The 13,580-nt window shown below is 71.7% G+C and carries 15 protein-coding genes; 9 read left to right on the plus strand and 6 right to left on the minus strand.

Features of this window, described 5'->3' with window-relative positions:
- Positions 1 to 76: 76 nt before the first annotated feature.
- Positions 77 to 1,366 (plus strand): O-acetylhomoserine aminocarboxypropyltransferase/cysteine synthase family protein, encoded by a 1,290-nt coding sequence (locus tag ACIA77_RS18850; RefSeq protein WP_395887168.1) that lies wholly within the window; start codon positions 77 to 79, stop codon positions 1,364 to 1,366.
- 11 nt (positions 1,367 to 1,377) lie between these two features.
- On the plus strand, positions 1,378 to 1,854 hold the full coding sequence (locus ACIA77_RS18855) for a CoA-binding protein (protein ID WP_395887333.1): 477 nt from the start codon (positions 1,378 to 1,380) through the stop codon (positions 1,852 to 1,854).
- Here ACIA77_RS18855 and ACIA77_RS18860 read toward each other — a convergent pair.
- The 3 genes from ACIA77_RS18860 to ACIA77_RS18870 are packed head-to-tail and all read right to left on the minus strand — an operon-like array spanning position 1,851 to position 4,272.
- Positions 1,851 to 2,945, minus strand: a complete 1,095-nt coding sequence (locus tag ACIA77_RS18860) for a DUF1648 domain-containing protein (protein WP_395887169.1) — start codon at positions 2,943 to 2,945, stop codon at positions 1,851 to 1,853. The genes ACIA77_RS18855 and ACIA77_RS18860 overlap by 4 nt on opposite strands.
- Positions 2,942 to 3,319, minus strand: a complete 378-nt coding sequence (locus tag ACIA77_RS18865) for a GntR family transcriptional regulator (RefSeq protein WP_395887170.1) — start codon at positions 3,317 to 3,319, stop codon at positions 2,942 to 2,944. The genes ACIA77_RS18860 and ACIA77_RS18865 overlap by 4 nt, the downstream gene beginning before the upstream one ends.
- Positions 3,316 to 4,272, minus strand: a complete 957-nt coding sequence (locus ACIA77_RS18870; RefSeq protein WP_395887171.1) for an alpha/beta hydrolase family protein — start codon at positions 4,270 to 4,272, stop codon at positions 3,316 to 3,318. Before ACIA77_RS18870 ends, ACIA77_RS18865 begins: the two co-directional genes overlap by 4 nt.
- Before the next feature lie 602 nt (positions 4,273 to 4,874).
- Here ACIA77_RS18870 and ACIA77_RS18875 point away from each other — a divergent pair.
- Positions 4,875 to 5,051 carry a hypothetical protein gene (locus ACIA77_RS18875; RefSeq protein WP_204090689.1) on the plus strand — a complete coding sequence of 59 codons (177 nt, stop codon included), beginning with the start codon at positions 4,875 to 4,877 and terminating at the stop codon, positions 5,049 to 5,051.
- Here the strand turns inward: ACIA77_RS18875 and alc are convergent.
- On the minus strand, positions 5,048 to 6,067 hold the full coding sequence (alc, locus tag ACIA77_RS18880; RefSeq protein ID WP_395887172.1) for an allantoicase: 1,020 nt from the start codon (positions 6,065 to 6,067) through the stop codon (positions 5,048 to 5,050). The genes ACIA77_RS18875 and alc overlap by 4 nt on opposite strands.
- Before the next feature lie 2 nt (positions 6,068 to 6,069).
- Positions 6,070 to 7,398: an allantoinase AllB gene (gene allB / locus ACIA77_RS18885; protein WP_395887173.1), complete on the minus strand. Its 1,329-nt coding sequence runs from the start codon at positions 7,396 to 7,398 to the stop codon at positions 6,070 to 6,072.
- A 146-nt stretch (positions 7,399 to 7,544) separates the two neighbouring features.
- On the opposite strand from allB, the gene ACIA77_RS18890 reads away from it, so the two are divergent.
- From ACIA77_RS18890 to ACIA77_RS18915, 6 genes are all read left to right on the plus strand, one after another.
- Complete coding sequence (locus ACIA77_RS18890; RefSeq protein WP_395887174.1) at positions 7,545 to 8,021, plus strand: helix-turn-helix domain-containing protein; 477 nt, start codon at positions 7,545 to 7,547, stop codon at positions 8,019 to 8,021.
- An 85-nt stretch (positions 8,022 to 8,106) separates the two neighbouring features.
- Complete coding sequence (gene uraD, locus ACIA77_RS18895; protein ID WP_395887175.1) at positions 8,107 to 8,592, plus strand: 2-oxo-4-hydroxy-4-carboxy-5-ureidoimidazoline decarboxylase; 486 nt, start codon at positions 8,107 to 8,109, stop codon at positions 8,590 to 8,592.
- Positions 8,593 to 8,644: 52 nt separating this feature from the next.
- Positions 8,645 to 8,962 (plus strand): hydroxyisourate hydrolase, encoded by a 318-nt coding sequence (gene uraH / locus ACIA77_RS18900; protein ID WP_395887176.1) that lies wholly within the window; start codon positions 8,645 to 8,647, stop codon positions 8,960 to 8,962.
- A 2-nt stretch (positions 8,963 to 8,964) separates the two neighbouring features.
- On the plus strand, positions 8,965 to 9,852 hold the full coding sequence (pucL, locus tag ACIA77_RS18905; RefSeq protein WP_395887177.1) for a factor-independent urate hydroxylase: 888 nt from the start codon (positions 8,965 to 8,967) through the stop codon (positions 9,850 to 9,852).
- A gap of 126 nt (positions 9,853 to 9,978) precedes the next feature.
- The gene (locus ACIA77_RS18910; RefSeq protein ID WP_395887178.1) at positions 9,979 to 11,325 is read left to right on the plus strand and encodes a nucleobase:cation symporter-2 family protein; all 1,347 of its coding nucleotides are present in this window, start codon (positions 9,979 to 9,981) and stop codon (positions 11,323 to 11,325) included.
- On the plus strand, positions 11,322 to 11,918 hold the full coding sequence (locus ACIA77_RS18915) for a TetR/AcrR family transcriptional regulator (protein WP_395887179.1): 597 nt from the start codon (positions 11,322 to 11,324) through the stop codon (positions 11,916 to 11,918). Before ACIA77_RS18910 ends, ACIA77_RS18915 begins: the two co-directional genes overlap by 4 nt.
- On the opposite strand, the gene ACIA77_RS18920 is transcribed toward ACIA77_RS18915, so the two are convergent.
- Positions 11,915 to 13,537 carry an NAD-dependent malic enzyme gene (locus ACIA77_RS18920; protein WP_395887180.1) on the minus strand — a complete coding sequence of 541 codons (1,623 nt, stop codon included), beginning with the start codon at positions 13,535 to 13,537 and terminating at the stop codon, positions 11,915 to 11,917. The two genes, ACIA77_RS18915 and ACIA77_RS18920, sit on opposite strands and share 4 nt — an antisense overlap.
- Positions 13,538 to 13,580 lie beyond the last annotated feature (43 nt).

Consider the following 13,580-nt stretch of genomic DNA (forward strand, 5'->3'; position numbering starts at 1 on the left):
CCGGAGTCCTCCGAAAGCCCGACCACGTCCCGGGAGGGATGGCCCGCGACGGCGGCCGTGAGTAGCGTGGCGGGCGATGAGCGAACGCACCTGGGGCTTCCGCACCCGCGCCCTGCACGCCGGTGGCACGCCCGATCCCGCGACCGGCGCCCGGGCGGTGCCGATCTACCAGACGACCAGCTTCGTGTTCGAGGACGCCGCCGACGCGGCCAACCTGTTCGCGCTGCAGAAGTACGGCAACATCTACAGCCGGATCGGGAACCCGACCGTGGCGGCGTTCGAGGAGCGCATCGCGAGCCTCGAGGGCGCCATCGGCGGCGTGGCGACGGCGAGCGGCCAGGCGGCGGAGTTCCTCACGTTCTCCGCGCTGGCCGAAGCCGGCGAGCACATCGTGTCCGCCAGCGGCCTCTACGGCGGTACGGTCACGCAGCTCACCGGCACGCTCAAGCGCTTCGGGGTCGAGACGACGTTCGTGAACGGCGGCGTCGAGGACTACGCCAAGGCCGTCACCGACCGGACGCGGCTGATCTACACCGAGGTGATCGGCAACCCGTCGGGCGCGATCGCCGACCTCGCCGGGCTCGCGGACCTCGCGCACTCGCACGACCTCCCGCTCGTGGTCGACGCGACGCTCGCCACGCCGTACCTGTGCCGGCCCATCGAGCACGGCGCGGACATCGTGCTGCACTCGGCCACGAAGTTCCTCGGCGGGCACGGCACCACGCTCGGCGGTGTGGTCGTGGAGTCGGGCCGCTTCGACTGGGGCAACGGCAAGTTCCCGCGCATGACCGAGACCGTCGAGAGCTACGGCGGCCTCAAGTACTGGGAGAACTTCGGCGAGTACGCGTTCTGCACGCGCCTGCGCGCCGAGCAGCTGCGCGACATCGGCGCGGTGCTCTCGCCGCACTCGGCTTTCCTGCTGTTGCAGGGGGTCGAGACGCTGCCGCAGCGGATGGACGCGCACGTGGCGAACGCGAAGGCCGTGGCGGAGTACCTGAGCGCCGACCCGCGCGTGGCGTGGGTGTCCTACGCCGGGCTGCCGGATCACAGCGACCACGAGCTCGCCCGCAAGTACCTGCCGGCCGGGCCGGGCGCGGTGTTCTCGTTCGGGGTCAAGGGCGGCCGGGCCGCGGGTGAGAAGTTCGTGGAGTCCGTGGAGCTGCTGTCGCACCTGGCGAACGTCGGCGACGCGCGCACGCTCGTGATCCACCCGGCGTCGACCACCCACGCGCAGCTGTCCGACGACCAGCTCGCGGCCGCCGGTGTCGGCCCGGACCTGATCCGGCTGTCGGTGGGGCTCGAAGACGTCGAGGACCTGTTGTGGGACCTCGATCAGGCGCTCGACAAGGCGGTGGCTGGGCAGTGAGCACGGCAGCGGTGAGCTACGACGTGTCCGCGGTGGAGCGCCGCCGGATCCTGGGCCGCACGCGGTCGGTGACGGTCGTCGGCGCGTCCGCCAACCCGGCGCGGCCGAGCTTCTTCGTGGCGACCTACCTGCTGTCGTCCACGCGGTACGAGATCAACTTCGTCAACCCGCGCCTCGACTCGCTGCTGGGCAAACCCGTGTACCCGTCGCTGGCCGACGTGCCGGGCGAGATCGACCTGGTCAGCGTGTTCCGCAAGCACGATGACCTCCCCGGAGTGGCCGAGGAGGTCATCGCGGCGGGGGCGCGGACACTGTGGCTGCAGCTGGGGCTGTGGCACGAGCGGGTCGCCGACCGCGGGCGCGAAGCCGGCCTCGACGTCGTGATGAACCGCTGCGTGAAGATCGAGCACGCCCGCTTCGCCGGCGGCCTGCACCTCGCCGGCTTCAACACGGGCGTGATCAGCTCGCGGCGCCAGAGCGCTCCCTAGCGGACCGCGAACGGCACCACGATCACGACGGCGAGCAGGAATGCGAAAGCGCCGAGCGCCACGGGGTTGCCGAAGTTGAGCGTCCAGCCGATGCCGAACCGCTTGGGCACGAACACCGCGCGGTCGGCTCGGTTGACGTAGACCAGGCCGCCCTTCCAGAAGCGGTCGTCGTCGCGTTCGACGGCGTCGCGGCGGGGTTCGTCCTGGGTGCCCGGAGTGGCGAGGCGGTTGCCCCCTTGGCCGGCGCGCACGGCGAACACGAGGAGCCCGGCCGCGCCCACCACCACCGGCGCGAGGATGGGCACGAGGGCCACCGAGGCCGGGCCCGACCAGACCTGCAGCGACGCCACCAGCATCGAGACGTTCACGCACGCCCCGAACAGCAGCAGCACCCGCGTCATGCTGTTCGCGAACCGCCGGTGCTGCTCAGCGCTGCTGCGGGGGCGCGAGGGGTTGAGGTCGGGCCGGAACCGCGGGGTCGCGGAGGCGATGCCGAGGAACAGCACCGTGATTCCGGCCTGCACGAACACCAGGGTGAACGCGCTGCCCACCGACTTCGCGGCCGTGCGGTCGGGCACGCCGGCGGCGTCGAAGTGCAGCGCCAGCGTCGCGGGCAGGTCCGGGTAGCGGACCACGCCGATGACAGCCGTGGCGACGAGCACCGCGAACGCCGGCAGCGCCCACAGCCACGGGAACCGCGGCCCGACGGCCCGCGAGGTGTCCGCGCTGACCGTCTGGCGCAAGCCCTGGTACCAGTCCTCGCGGTCCTTGGCCGAGCGGATCACGGCGCGGGCGCGCACGTACCCGGGCGCGACGACCCCCAGCAGCGCCACGAGGACGAGCACCGGCACCAGCACCTTCTGCACCAGCACGGACAGCACGAGCCCGGTCAGCACCAGCGTGGTCCCCGCCGCACCGACCCACCAGCGGTAGATCCGCCGCTGCTCGACGATGAGCGGGTCGTGCACGCGGGTCTCGGGCACCCGCACCCCGAACGGCACCGTCGGCTTCACCACCGACGGCATCACCCACGCCGCCACCAGCACCAGCGCCGGCCCCAGCACGTCCCGCAGGACGACCGCGGCGATCACGCCCGCACCTCCTCGAACGCCCGCACCGTCTCTTCGCACCGAGCCAGGACTTCGCGTTCGCCGAGGCCGTGCGCGATCGCCTCCGCCAGCAGCGTCTTCAGCCGGGACTGCCAGCCGGCCGCGAAACCCGCGGTCGAGACCCGTTGCACCACGGCGCCGCTTTTCCTGGTGATCAGCAGCAGCCCCTCACGCCGCAGCTGGTCGTAGGCCTTGTTCACGGTGTGGAAGTTGATGCCGAGGTCCACGGCCAGCTGCCGGGTCGAGGGCAGCGGGTCGCCATCGGCCAGCTCGCCGGCCGCGATGCCCTCGACGACGCGGTCGCGGATCTGCTGGTAGATCGGGACTTCGCTGGTGAGGTCGACGTCGAGGATCATCGGTGCTCCAGGAACTGCTTGAGGGCGGTGACGACGCTGGGGTCGAGCACCTGGTCGTTGACCGGCGTGCCGGCCGCGTGCTGGAAGTGGTCCACGGGCAGGGGTTTCGCGGTGGTCCGCAGCGCCGCGGCCAGTGGTGGCGTGGTCCGGCACGGTACCTGCGTGTCGAGGGTGCCGCAGGTCAGCAGCACCCGCCGGCCCGGACGGGCCACCGCCGGCGGGTAGACGGCGTCGTCGCTGCGCACGAACTTCACGTTGGCGGGGCTGAAGAACTCCTGCTGCAGGAAGGTCGCCACATCGGCGCTCATGCCGGTGTAGTCGAGCGGACGGCCGGCGCGGAAGTCGGTGATCACCCGAGCCAGCACCGCCTGGTCGGCCGGGGCGATCTGCGCGTCGAGCTGGAGCCGGACCAGGTCGAGCAGCCGCAGGTCCTGGGGCGCGAGCAGCACGAGGCTCGCCACGCGGACGCGGCGCGAGACCAGCAGCGCCTGCAACCCGCCTTCACTGTGCCCGACGATCGACACGGCGCGCGGGTCGACCTCCGGCTGGTCCCGGAGCGCGGTGAACGCGGCCGTCGCCTGACGCGTGAACGTCGACAGGTCCAGCGTCGCCGGATCAAGCCCGCCCAACCCGGTGCGCCCGGTGCCGTACTTGTCGAACCGCAAGGTCGCGAAGCCGTCCTGGTCGAGTGCGCCGGCCAGCAGCTTCAACGTCGCCGGCGTCACGGCGGGCGGCACGTTGCCGTCGCGGTCCGTCGGCCCGCTGCCGGGGATGAGCAGCGCGGCCGGGAGCCGCCGGCCCGCGCGGTGGGCGGGCACGTGCAGCGTGCCGTACGCCGTGATGCCGTCCGAGACGAACTGCACGCCCCGGTCGGCCGCCGGCACCACCGCCGGCGCGGCGGCGGGAGCACTGGCGGCCAGCACGGCGGCGGTGAGGAACGCGGTCAAGTTCATGGGTTTGTTCTACAACTAATAGAACAGGTGGGCAAGTGCTGGCCGGCGCCGCGGGGCACATGGCCGAACGGCTTGCTCAAGAGAACCGAACTAGCGTCCGGCCTCTGGAACTGGCGTGCCGCACAGGGCCACGTCGCGATCGCGCACGCGCAGGGCGGGCCGCAGCGCCGAGCAGCCGACTGATGCCGCGCCAGCGACCGCAGTCGTTCAGCTCCGGTGCCGTCGGTGATCGGTTCCGCGAGCGGCGAGCGCTGGGTCCGCCCGGTTAGCGCGGCCTGGCCGCTGTGCCACCCGGCCGAAACGTCCCGCGCAGGTCGCAAATTCACGCCCAGTTCGGCGAAGTCACGAGAGCACGGACGATGTCACCGAACTGCGCGCCGGAGGGCTCCGCTCAGGCCGGAGTGCCGCGCAGCCAACTGATCTCGCGCCACTCACCAAGCGACTTCAGCGTCCACGCGCCAGGCGAGAGGGCCGTGAGCGGCGAACGGCTGCATCCGCTTGGGCAACCGGTTCCACGCCCGATGGACCACGGCCGGCGGGGCCTTCCGGGCAACGCCGGTCCTGCATCGAACCCCTGATCAGCGGCGTGAGAGGCTGGCCGCATGGCCAAGCCGACCCCGCTGCAAGTCCGGAACGCCCTCGCCGCCGTGCTCATGCTGGCGGGGTTCGTGTGGAACCTCGTGATCGGCGGGCCGTGGTGGCTGGGGGCGATCTTCGCGGTCGGCACCCTGCTGTCGTGCGCCTCGATCTACCTCAACCGGCCGGGCGCCAACTCCTAGGCGGTCGTCTCGGCGAACCTGGTGGTCACGGCCTCGCGGCCGCGTTTCGTCAGCTCGCCGTAGAGGCGCAGCCGGGCCATGCCGCCGTCGGGGTAGATGTCGAGCCTCGCCTCGGTGATCTGCGGCCCCTCCTCCAGCGCGAAGCGGTGCCGCGTGTCCGGTTGCAGCCGGGTGCGCGGCAGCAGCGGCTGCCAGTCACCGTCGTCGAGCCGGCCGGACACCGCCGCCCAGCCGGGCGAGTTGCCCTTGAGGTTGCTCGTGTCGAGCTCCGCGAACCGGACGATCCCGGCGCCGGCGAGGCGCACCGTCACCCAGTCGTTGCCGTCGTCGCGGCGGCGCGCGGTCTCCCAGCCCTCGGCCTGGTGCGCGGCGAGACCGGGCGAGAACAGGTTGTTCGGCGACGAGTAGAACATGTTGCTGCAACCCGTCACGACGCCGCCGTTGACCAGCGCGGCCAGGTCGAGCGAACGCGGGTCCAGCAGCCCGGGGTCCGGGACGGGCGAGCCGTGCACGCGCAAGCGGGCCACCCCGCCGTCGGGGTGCTGGGTGAGCCGCACGTGGGTGAACCGGCGCGGCGAGGAGACCTTGAAGAAGTTCTCGGCGTCGCCGACCGCCGGCTCGTGGTCCACGAGCACTTCCCAGTCCACTTCGGACAGTTCGGCCGCGCTCGGGTAACCGGGCACCGACACCGCTTCCACGGACACGAACGGCGGGTAATTGCCCTTGAAGAAGGCCGTATCCACCACGACGCCGGACACCACGCCGGCGGCGCCGAGGCGCAGCACGGCCTGGTCGTCACCCGGCTCGCGGTGCCGGCGCGTCTCCCACCCGTCGTAGACCTGCCCCTTCGGCCCGAACGTCTCCGCGCGGTGCGCCGGGCGCCAGGGGTTGACGAGGTTCTCCTTCTCCGCGAACAGCTCGTCGGTCGCCCACATCACCGTTCCGCCGAACGCACGGGAGGCGAGGTCCGGCTGGGCTGTCCACTCGGGACGGTCGTGCGACACGTGCTCCTCCATCTCTAGCAGGTCCCCCTCGTCAACAGCTCACCGCGCGGTTCCGCGCCGGTCACCGGTTCGCCGCGCAGCCAGGTACCGCGCACGACCCCGGCGAGCGGACGCTGGTCGTAGGCGCTCACCGGGTTGCGGTGCTTCAGCTTCGCGACGTCGACCACGAAGGCCTCATCGGGCGCGAAGACGGCGAAGTCCGCGTCGCAGCCCACCGCGAGCCGGCCCTTGCGGGTCATACCCACCTGCGCGGCCGGCCGTTCGGCCATCCACCGCACGACGTCGGCGAGCGTGAAGCCGCGCCGGCGCGCCTGCGTCCACACGGCGGGCAGGCCCAGCTGCAGACTCGCGATGCCGCCCCACGCGAGGCCGAAGTCGCCGGTGTCGAAGCGCTTGAGCTCCGGCGTGCACGGCGAGTGGTCGCTCACGATCGTGTCGATCACGCCGTCGGCGAGGCCCTGCCACAGCAGTTCGCGGTTCGCGGCCTCGCGGATGGGCGGGCAGCACTTGAACTGGGTGGCGCCGTCGAGGATCTCCTCCGCGACGAAGCTCAGGTAGTGCGGGCACGTTTCCACCGACAGCGCCACGCCTTCGCGGCGCGCGCTCGCGATGAGCGGCAGCGCGTCCGAAGAGGACAGGTGCAGCACGTGCGCGCGAACCCCGGTGCGCCGGGCGGATTCGATGACGTGCGTGATGGCCAGGTTCTCGGCGCCGCGCGGGCGGGAGCCGAGGAAGTCGGCGTACTTCTCACCGTGCGGGTCGGGTGCGGCGTCGATGGCCTCGGAGTCCTCGGCGTGCACGATCAGCTGCGCGTCGAACGTCGCCAGCTCGCGCATCGCGGTCTCGAGCCCTTCGGCGTCGAGCGGCGGGAACTCGTCGACGCCGGAGTGCAGCAGGAAGCACTTGAACCCGAAGACCCCGGCTTCGTGCAGCGGTCGCAGATCGGCGAGGTTGCCCGGGATCGCGCCGCCCCAGAAGCCGACGTCCACGTGGGTGCGTCCGGTCGCCGCTTTGCGCTTCACCTCGAGCGCGGCGACGTCGACCGTCGGCGGCAGGCTGTTGAGCGGCATGTCCACGATGGTCGTGACGCCACCGGCCGCGGCCGCGCGCGTGGCGGTTTCGAACCCCTCCCACTCGGCGCGACCGGGGTCGTTCACGTGGACGTGGGTGTCCACCAGCCCCGGCAGCAGCACCTCGTCGGCGGCGAGTTCGACGACGCGGTCGGCCGGCAGGTCGACGACCGATGGCTCCACGGCGACGATCCGGCCGCCGTCGACGCCCACCGTCGCCGGGCCGACCCCGGCCGCCGTCACCGCCCGGGCGGCGCGCACCACGAGATCCATCTGCGGGCACACTCCTCTCCCCACGAAAGCCGGCACAGCGCCGACCGCAGGTTGTTTCACAGTACGGAAAGTTCGTTTCGCGAACCGAGATTAACCACGCGGCTCTCGCCTCGTCAACGCCTCACCCTCCACGTTACGGTCACCGGGTGGAGCTAGAAGCCGAGTTCACGAGCGAACCGTTCCAGGGCGAGGGCGCCCCGCCGGAGCACGCCGTCCGCGCGCGCGACGCGGCTCGCGAAGCCGGGCTCGACACCGACTTCGGCCCGCTCGGCACGCTCGCCCGCGGTTCGGCCGACGACCTCGTGGCCGCGCTCCCCGCCATCGCGCGAGCGGCGCTCGAAGGCGGCGCCACGCGCGTGACGCTCCAGCTCCGGCGCACCGACGAACCCGCGCCGACCCCGCCCGTCGAGCTCAACAGCGCGCTGGCCCGGCTGATCGCCGACGTCGAGCGCGAGCTGGGCGCGAAACTCGGCGACCTCGACCGCCCCGCCAAGCAGCGGGCGGTGCGGCTCCTGCGCGAACGCGGGGCGTTCAGCCTGCGGAAATCGGTGTCCGCGGTGGCCGAGGCGCTGGGGGTCACGCGCTTCACCGTCTACAACTACCTCAACCGGGAACCCGACTGACCAGCGCTTTCAACAAAATGTTGACGGCCGGGCGAGGGCGCCGTACCGTCGGCAGGCACCAGCTCCCCCGCCGCGAGGAGATCCCGTGCCACTCGCACTCGCCGAGTTCAACTCCGCCGACGCCGCCGAGGTCCGGCCCGCGCTGACGGCGTGCCTGGCCGTGCCGCGCTGGGTCGACGCGCTGCTCGCCGGCCGCCCCTACGCCCACGTCGACGCGGTGCTCGCCGCATCCGAAGCGGCCACTCCCCTGCGCCGCGACGAGGTGCTCGCCGCCATCGCCGCCCACCCGCGGATCGGGGAAAAACCGAAGGGCACGGGCGTCGACGCGAGCTGGTCGAAGTCCGAACAGTCCGGTGTGGACAACGCGGCCGAGTTCGCCGCGGCCAACGCCGAGTACGAGCGGCGCTTCGGCCACGTGTTCCTCGTGTGCGCCGGTGGCCGCAGCGGCGCGGAGCTGCTGGCGAACCTGCGGTCACGGCTGGCCAACGACCCGGAGACCGAACTCGACGTGGCGGGCGCGGAACTGGCGAAGATCGCCGGGCTACGCCTGCGGAAAGCAGTGAGCGCATGAGCGAATCAGCCACCACGGCGCCCGTGGCGCCGAGCGCCGGCGAGGTGCGCGCATGAGCTTGGTGACCACCCACGTCCTCGACACGGCTGCGGGCAAACCCGCCGCCGGGATCGCGGTGCGGTTCGAGCGCGGGGACGGCACGCCGGTGGCCGAGGGCGTCACCGACGCCGACGGCCGCGTCCGGGACCTCGGCCCCGGCACGCTTGAGCCCGGCGTCTACCGGCTGGTCTTCGACACCGGCACCTACCTCGGGCCCGAAGCGTTCTTCCCCGACGTGACCATCACGTTCCGCATCACCGACGGCACCTCGCACCACCACGTGCCGGTGCTGCTGAGCCCGTTCGCCTACTCGACCTACCGGGGGAGCTGACGGTGGGAATCTCACTGGGCCCGAACCAGTACGGCAAGGCGGAGGTCCGCCTGGTCACCGTCCGCCGCGACGGGCCGGTGCACCACCTGCGCGACCTCACCGTGTCGACCGCGCTGCGCGGCGACCTCGAAGCCACGCACCTCACCGGCGACAACCACGCCGTGCTGGCCACCGACACGCAGAAGAACACCGTGTACGCGTTCGCCAAGCAGCAAGACGTCGGTGAGATCGAGGACTTCGCGCTGCGGCTGGGCCGGCACTTCGTGGCCACGCAGGAGAAGATCCACACCGCGCGCGTCACGATCGCCGAACACGCGTGGGACCGCATCCCCGTGGCCGGCTCGCCGCACGACCACGCGTTCAGCCGCTCCGGCGACGAGACCCGCACCACGACCGTGACGGTGCGCGAAGATCTCGTCCGCGTGGTGTCCGGTGTGGACGGTCTCGTGGTGCTGAAGTCCGGCGGTTCGGAGTTCCACGGCTTCCCGCGCGACGAGTACACGACCCTCGCCGAGACCGACGACCGGATCCTCGCCACCGCCCTCACGGCGCGCTGGCGCTACCAGGGCACCGGCATCGACTGGGCCAAGAGCCACCGGGAGATCAAGCGGACGATGCTCGAGACGTTCGCGACGAAACACAGCCTTTCGCTGCAGCAGACCCTGTACGCGATGGGTGAGGCCGTGCTGCTCGCGCAGCAGGAGGTCGCCGAGGTCCGGCTTTCCCTGCCGAACAAACACCACTTCCTCGTCGACCTCAGCCCGTTCGGCCTCGAGAACTCAGGCGAGGTGTTCTACGCGGCGGATCGCCCCTACGGCCTCATCGAAGGCACCGTGGTCCGCGACGACGCCGAAGAGCCCGGCCCGGCCTGGACCGACGCCGTGCTGTAACTCTGCGGTTGCCCATCCGGCCACAGCCACCGCGGAAACCGTTGCCACCCGTCGTGAAGTCCCGTTGGTGTCCACCTTCTTTCGGCCGGATCGGCAAGCCCCTCATCCCCCGATCGGGAGCTGCGCATGTCAGGCACGAGTACCACCGAAGATCCTCGTCACCCCGTCGATGCGCGGCCTCCCTGGCCGCAGCTGGCGCTCGGCGGCATCCAGCACGTGGCCGCGATGTACGCCGGGGTGGTCGCCCCGCCGCTCGTGATCGGCGCCGCCGTCGGCCTCTCCCCCGGGCAGCTGAGCCTGCTGATCAGCGCTTCGCTGTTCACCGCGGGGCTCGCCACGCTCCTGCAGACGCTGGGCGTGTGGCGCTTCGGCGCCCGGCTGCCCCTGGTCAACGGCGTCACCTTCGCCGCGGTGGCCCCGATCCTGTCCATCGCCCAGCAGCACGCCGGCAACGCGCTGGGTGTCGTTTACGGCGCGACGCTCGCCGGCGGCGTGTTCGTGGTGCTGTTCGCGCCGTTCTTCTCGAAGCTCACGCGCTTCTTCCCGCCAGTGGTGACGGGCACGGTGATCACGCTGATCGGCGTGTCCCTGCTGCCGGTGGCCGTGCAGTGGGTGTCGTCGCAGAAGCCGGCGGCGCGGCCGTCGGGCCTGCTGCTGGCGGGCGTCACGCTCGTCGCGGTGCTCGTGTTCACGCGGTTCCTGTCCGGGTTCTGGAGCCGGATCGCGCTGCTGCTGGGCCTCGTCACCGGCACGTTGCTCGCGTGGCCGCTGGGCGAAGTCGACACGTCGACACTGAAGCAGGCGCCGGTGTTCGGCATCGTCACGCCGTTCCACTTCGGGGCGCCGGTGTTCGACGTCGCCGCGATCGTGTCGATGCTCATCGTGATGCTCGTGGTGATGGCGGAGAGCACAGCGGACCTGCTGGCGCTGGGCGAGATCGTCGGACGCCCGACCACGAGCCGGACGCTGGCCGACGGCCTGCGCGCCGACGGGCTCGCGACGGCCGTCAGCACGATCTTCGGCGGCTTCGCGTGCACGGCGTTCGCGCAGAACATCGGGCTCGTCTCGCTCACGCGGATGGTCAGCCGGTACGTGGTCGCGGCCAGCGGCGTGGTGCTGGTGGTGCTCGGCGCGTTCCCGGTGACGGGCGGCGTCGTCGCGCTCGTGCCGCAGCCCGTGCTCGGCGGCGCCGGGCTGGTGCTGTTCGGCAGCGTCGCGGTGAGCGGCGTGCGGACGCTGGCGAAGGCGTCGTTCGACCACCCGGGCAACGTCGCGATCGTCGCCGCGTCGCTCGGCGTCGGGCTGATCCCGATCGCGGTGCCGGGTTTCTACTCGGGTTTCCCGGTGGCGCTGCAGGTGGTGCTGAACTCCGGCATCAGCGCGGGCTGCGTCACGGCCGTGGTGCTGAACCTGGTGTTCGGCGAACGGTTGATAGAACGCTCTACCGCGACGGAGCTAAGCTCGGTGCCGTGACAGGCACGAAGGACCGCATCCTGGCGGCGGGCGCGGAGCTCTTCCGCCGCGGTGGTTACACCGGTACGGGCGTGAAGCAGATCGTCGAGAAGGCCGGCGCGCCCTTCGGCTCGCTGTACCACTTCTTCCCCGGCGGCAAGGAGCAGCTCGGTGAAGAGGTCATCCGCACCTCGGGCATGGAGTACATCCAGCTGTTCGACCTCTTCATCGCGCCCGCGCCCGACGTCGTCAGCGGCATCGAGGCGTTCTTCGCGGCCGGGGTGACCACCCTGCTGGACACCGATTACGTCGAGGGCTGCCCCATCGCCACGGTGGCCCTCGAGGTGGCCACGACGAGCGAGCCGCTGCGCCAGGCGACGGCCGACGTGTTCACCGCCTGGATCGACGCGGCAACGGAGAAGTTCGGCGCGTTCGACCTGCCGCCGGAGCAGGCGCGGGTGCTGACGATCGCGCTCATCACGAGCCTGGAGGGTGCGTTCGTGCTGGCGCGGTCGATGCGTTCGCCGGAGCCGATGGCCGTGGCGGGCGCCGCGGTGGTCGACGTCGCCCGCCGGATTCTGGCCGAGCTCGGGCAGGACGGGAAGAAGCGCTAGCGGTAGTCCGGCGTCCAGCGGGCTTTCCTGACCGTCTCGGAAAGGTCGTCGTTCGCCGGCGCCACCCCGTCCCTGACGGCCTGTCCGGCGACGGCCGTGGCGATCCGGGTGGCGACCTCCGGCACGTCCTCCCAGGCCGGCAGCAGTGGTTCGGCCGGATCGGCCAGCGCGGGGGACGCGTCGCCGAGCGTTTTGGCGGCGACGCGCATCATCGCGTCGGTCACGCGGGTGGCGCGCGCGGCGGTGACGGCCAGGCCGATCGCCGGGAAGATGTACACGTTGTTGCACTGCGCGACGCGGCGCAGCCTCCCGTCGCGTTCGATGGGCGCGAACGGTGAGCCGGTGGCGACGAGGGCGCGGCCGTCGGTCCACTCGTCCAGCTCGTGCGGGTGCGCCTCCGCGCGGCTGGTGGGGTTGGACAGCGGGAAGATGATCGGCCGGTCGGTCTTGGCCGCGAGCTCCCGCACGATGCCCTCGGTGAACGCGCCGGCTGCCGTCGAAAGGCCCAGGAGCACGCCGACGTCGACGTGGTGGACGACGTCGGCCAGCTGCGTGCCGCTCCAGCCGTGGGCGCGCGCCGCCGGCTGAGCGAAGCGGCGCTGGCTCTCGGACAGGTCGCTGCGGTCGTCGGTGAGCAGGCCGTGGATGTCGACCACCCAGATGCGCTCGGCGGCCTCGGCGTCGGACAGGCCCTGCTCGACCATCTCCTGGCGGATCATCTCCAGCACGCCGATGCCCGCCGAGCCGGCGCCGAGCATCACCACGTTCGTCTGGGAGACCGGCCGTCCGGCCACCTTCGCCGCCCCGTGCAACGCCCCGAGCGCGACGGCCGCGGTGCCCTGGATGTCGTCGTTGAAGGTCAGCAGGCGATCGCGGTAGCGCGTGAGGATCGGCTCGGCGTGCGCGGTGGCGAAGTCCTCCCACTGCAGGAGGACCTCGGGCAGCTCCGCGTGCACGGCCGCGACGAAGTCGTCCACGAACGCGTAGTAGTCGTCGTCGCCGATGCGCCGGTGCCGCCATCCCAGGTACTGCGGATCCTCCAGCCGCTCGACGTTGTCGGTGCCCACGTCCAGCACGATCGGCAACGTGCGCGCCGGGTCGATCCCGCCGATCAGCGTGTACAGGGACAGCTTCCCGATGGGGATGCCCATGCCACCGATGCCCTGGTCACCCAGCCCGAGGATCCGCTGGCCGTCGGTGACCACGATGACGTCCACGTCGCGCCTCGGCCGGTTCCGCAGCACCTCACGCAGGTGCTCGCGGTCCGGGTAGGAGACGTACAGGCCGCGCGGGCGCCGGTAGATCTCGCTGAACCGCTGGCACGCCTCCCCGACGGTGGGCGTGTAGACGATCGGGAGCATCTCCTCGACGTGCTCGCTGAGAAGCCGGTAGAAGAGCGTTTCGTTGCGGTCCTGGAGCCCGCGGAGGAACACGTGCTTGTCCAGGTCCTCCCGCTGGCGCGACATCTCCCCGTAGGTGTGCGCGACCTGCTCCCCGATCGTCTTCTCCGCCAGCGGCAGCAACCCGAGCAGACCGAGTTCGCGCCGCTCGGCCCGGGTGAAGGCGGTGCCTTTGGTGGTGAGCGGGTTGAAAAGCCGGTCGTTTCCGCGTTCGGCCATGGTCTGCCCCCATCCGGGTCGGACGTCCGCCGCCCCGACTCAA

Source organism: Amycolatopsis sp. NPDC051903 (assembly GCF_044452505.1).
Taxonomy (GTDB): domain Bacteria; phylum Actinomycetota; class Actinomycetes; order Mycobacteriales; family Pseudonocardiaceae; genus Amycolatopsis.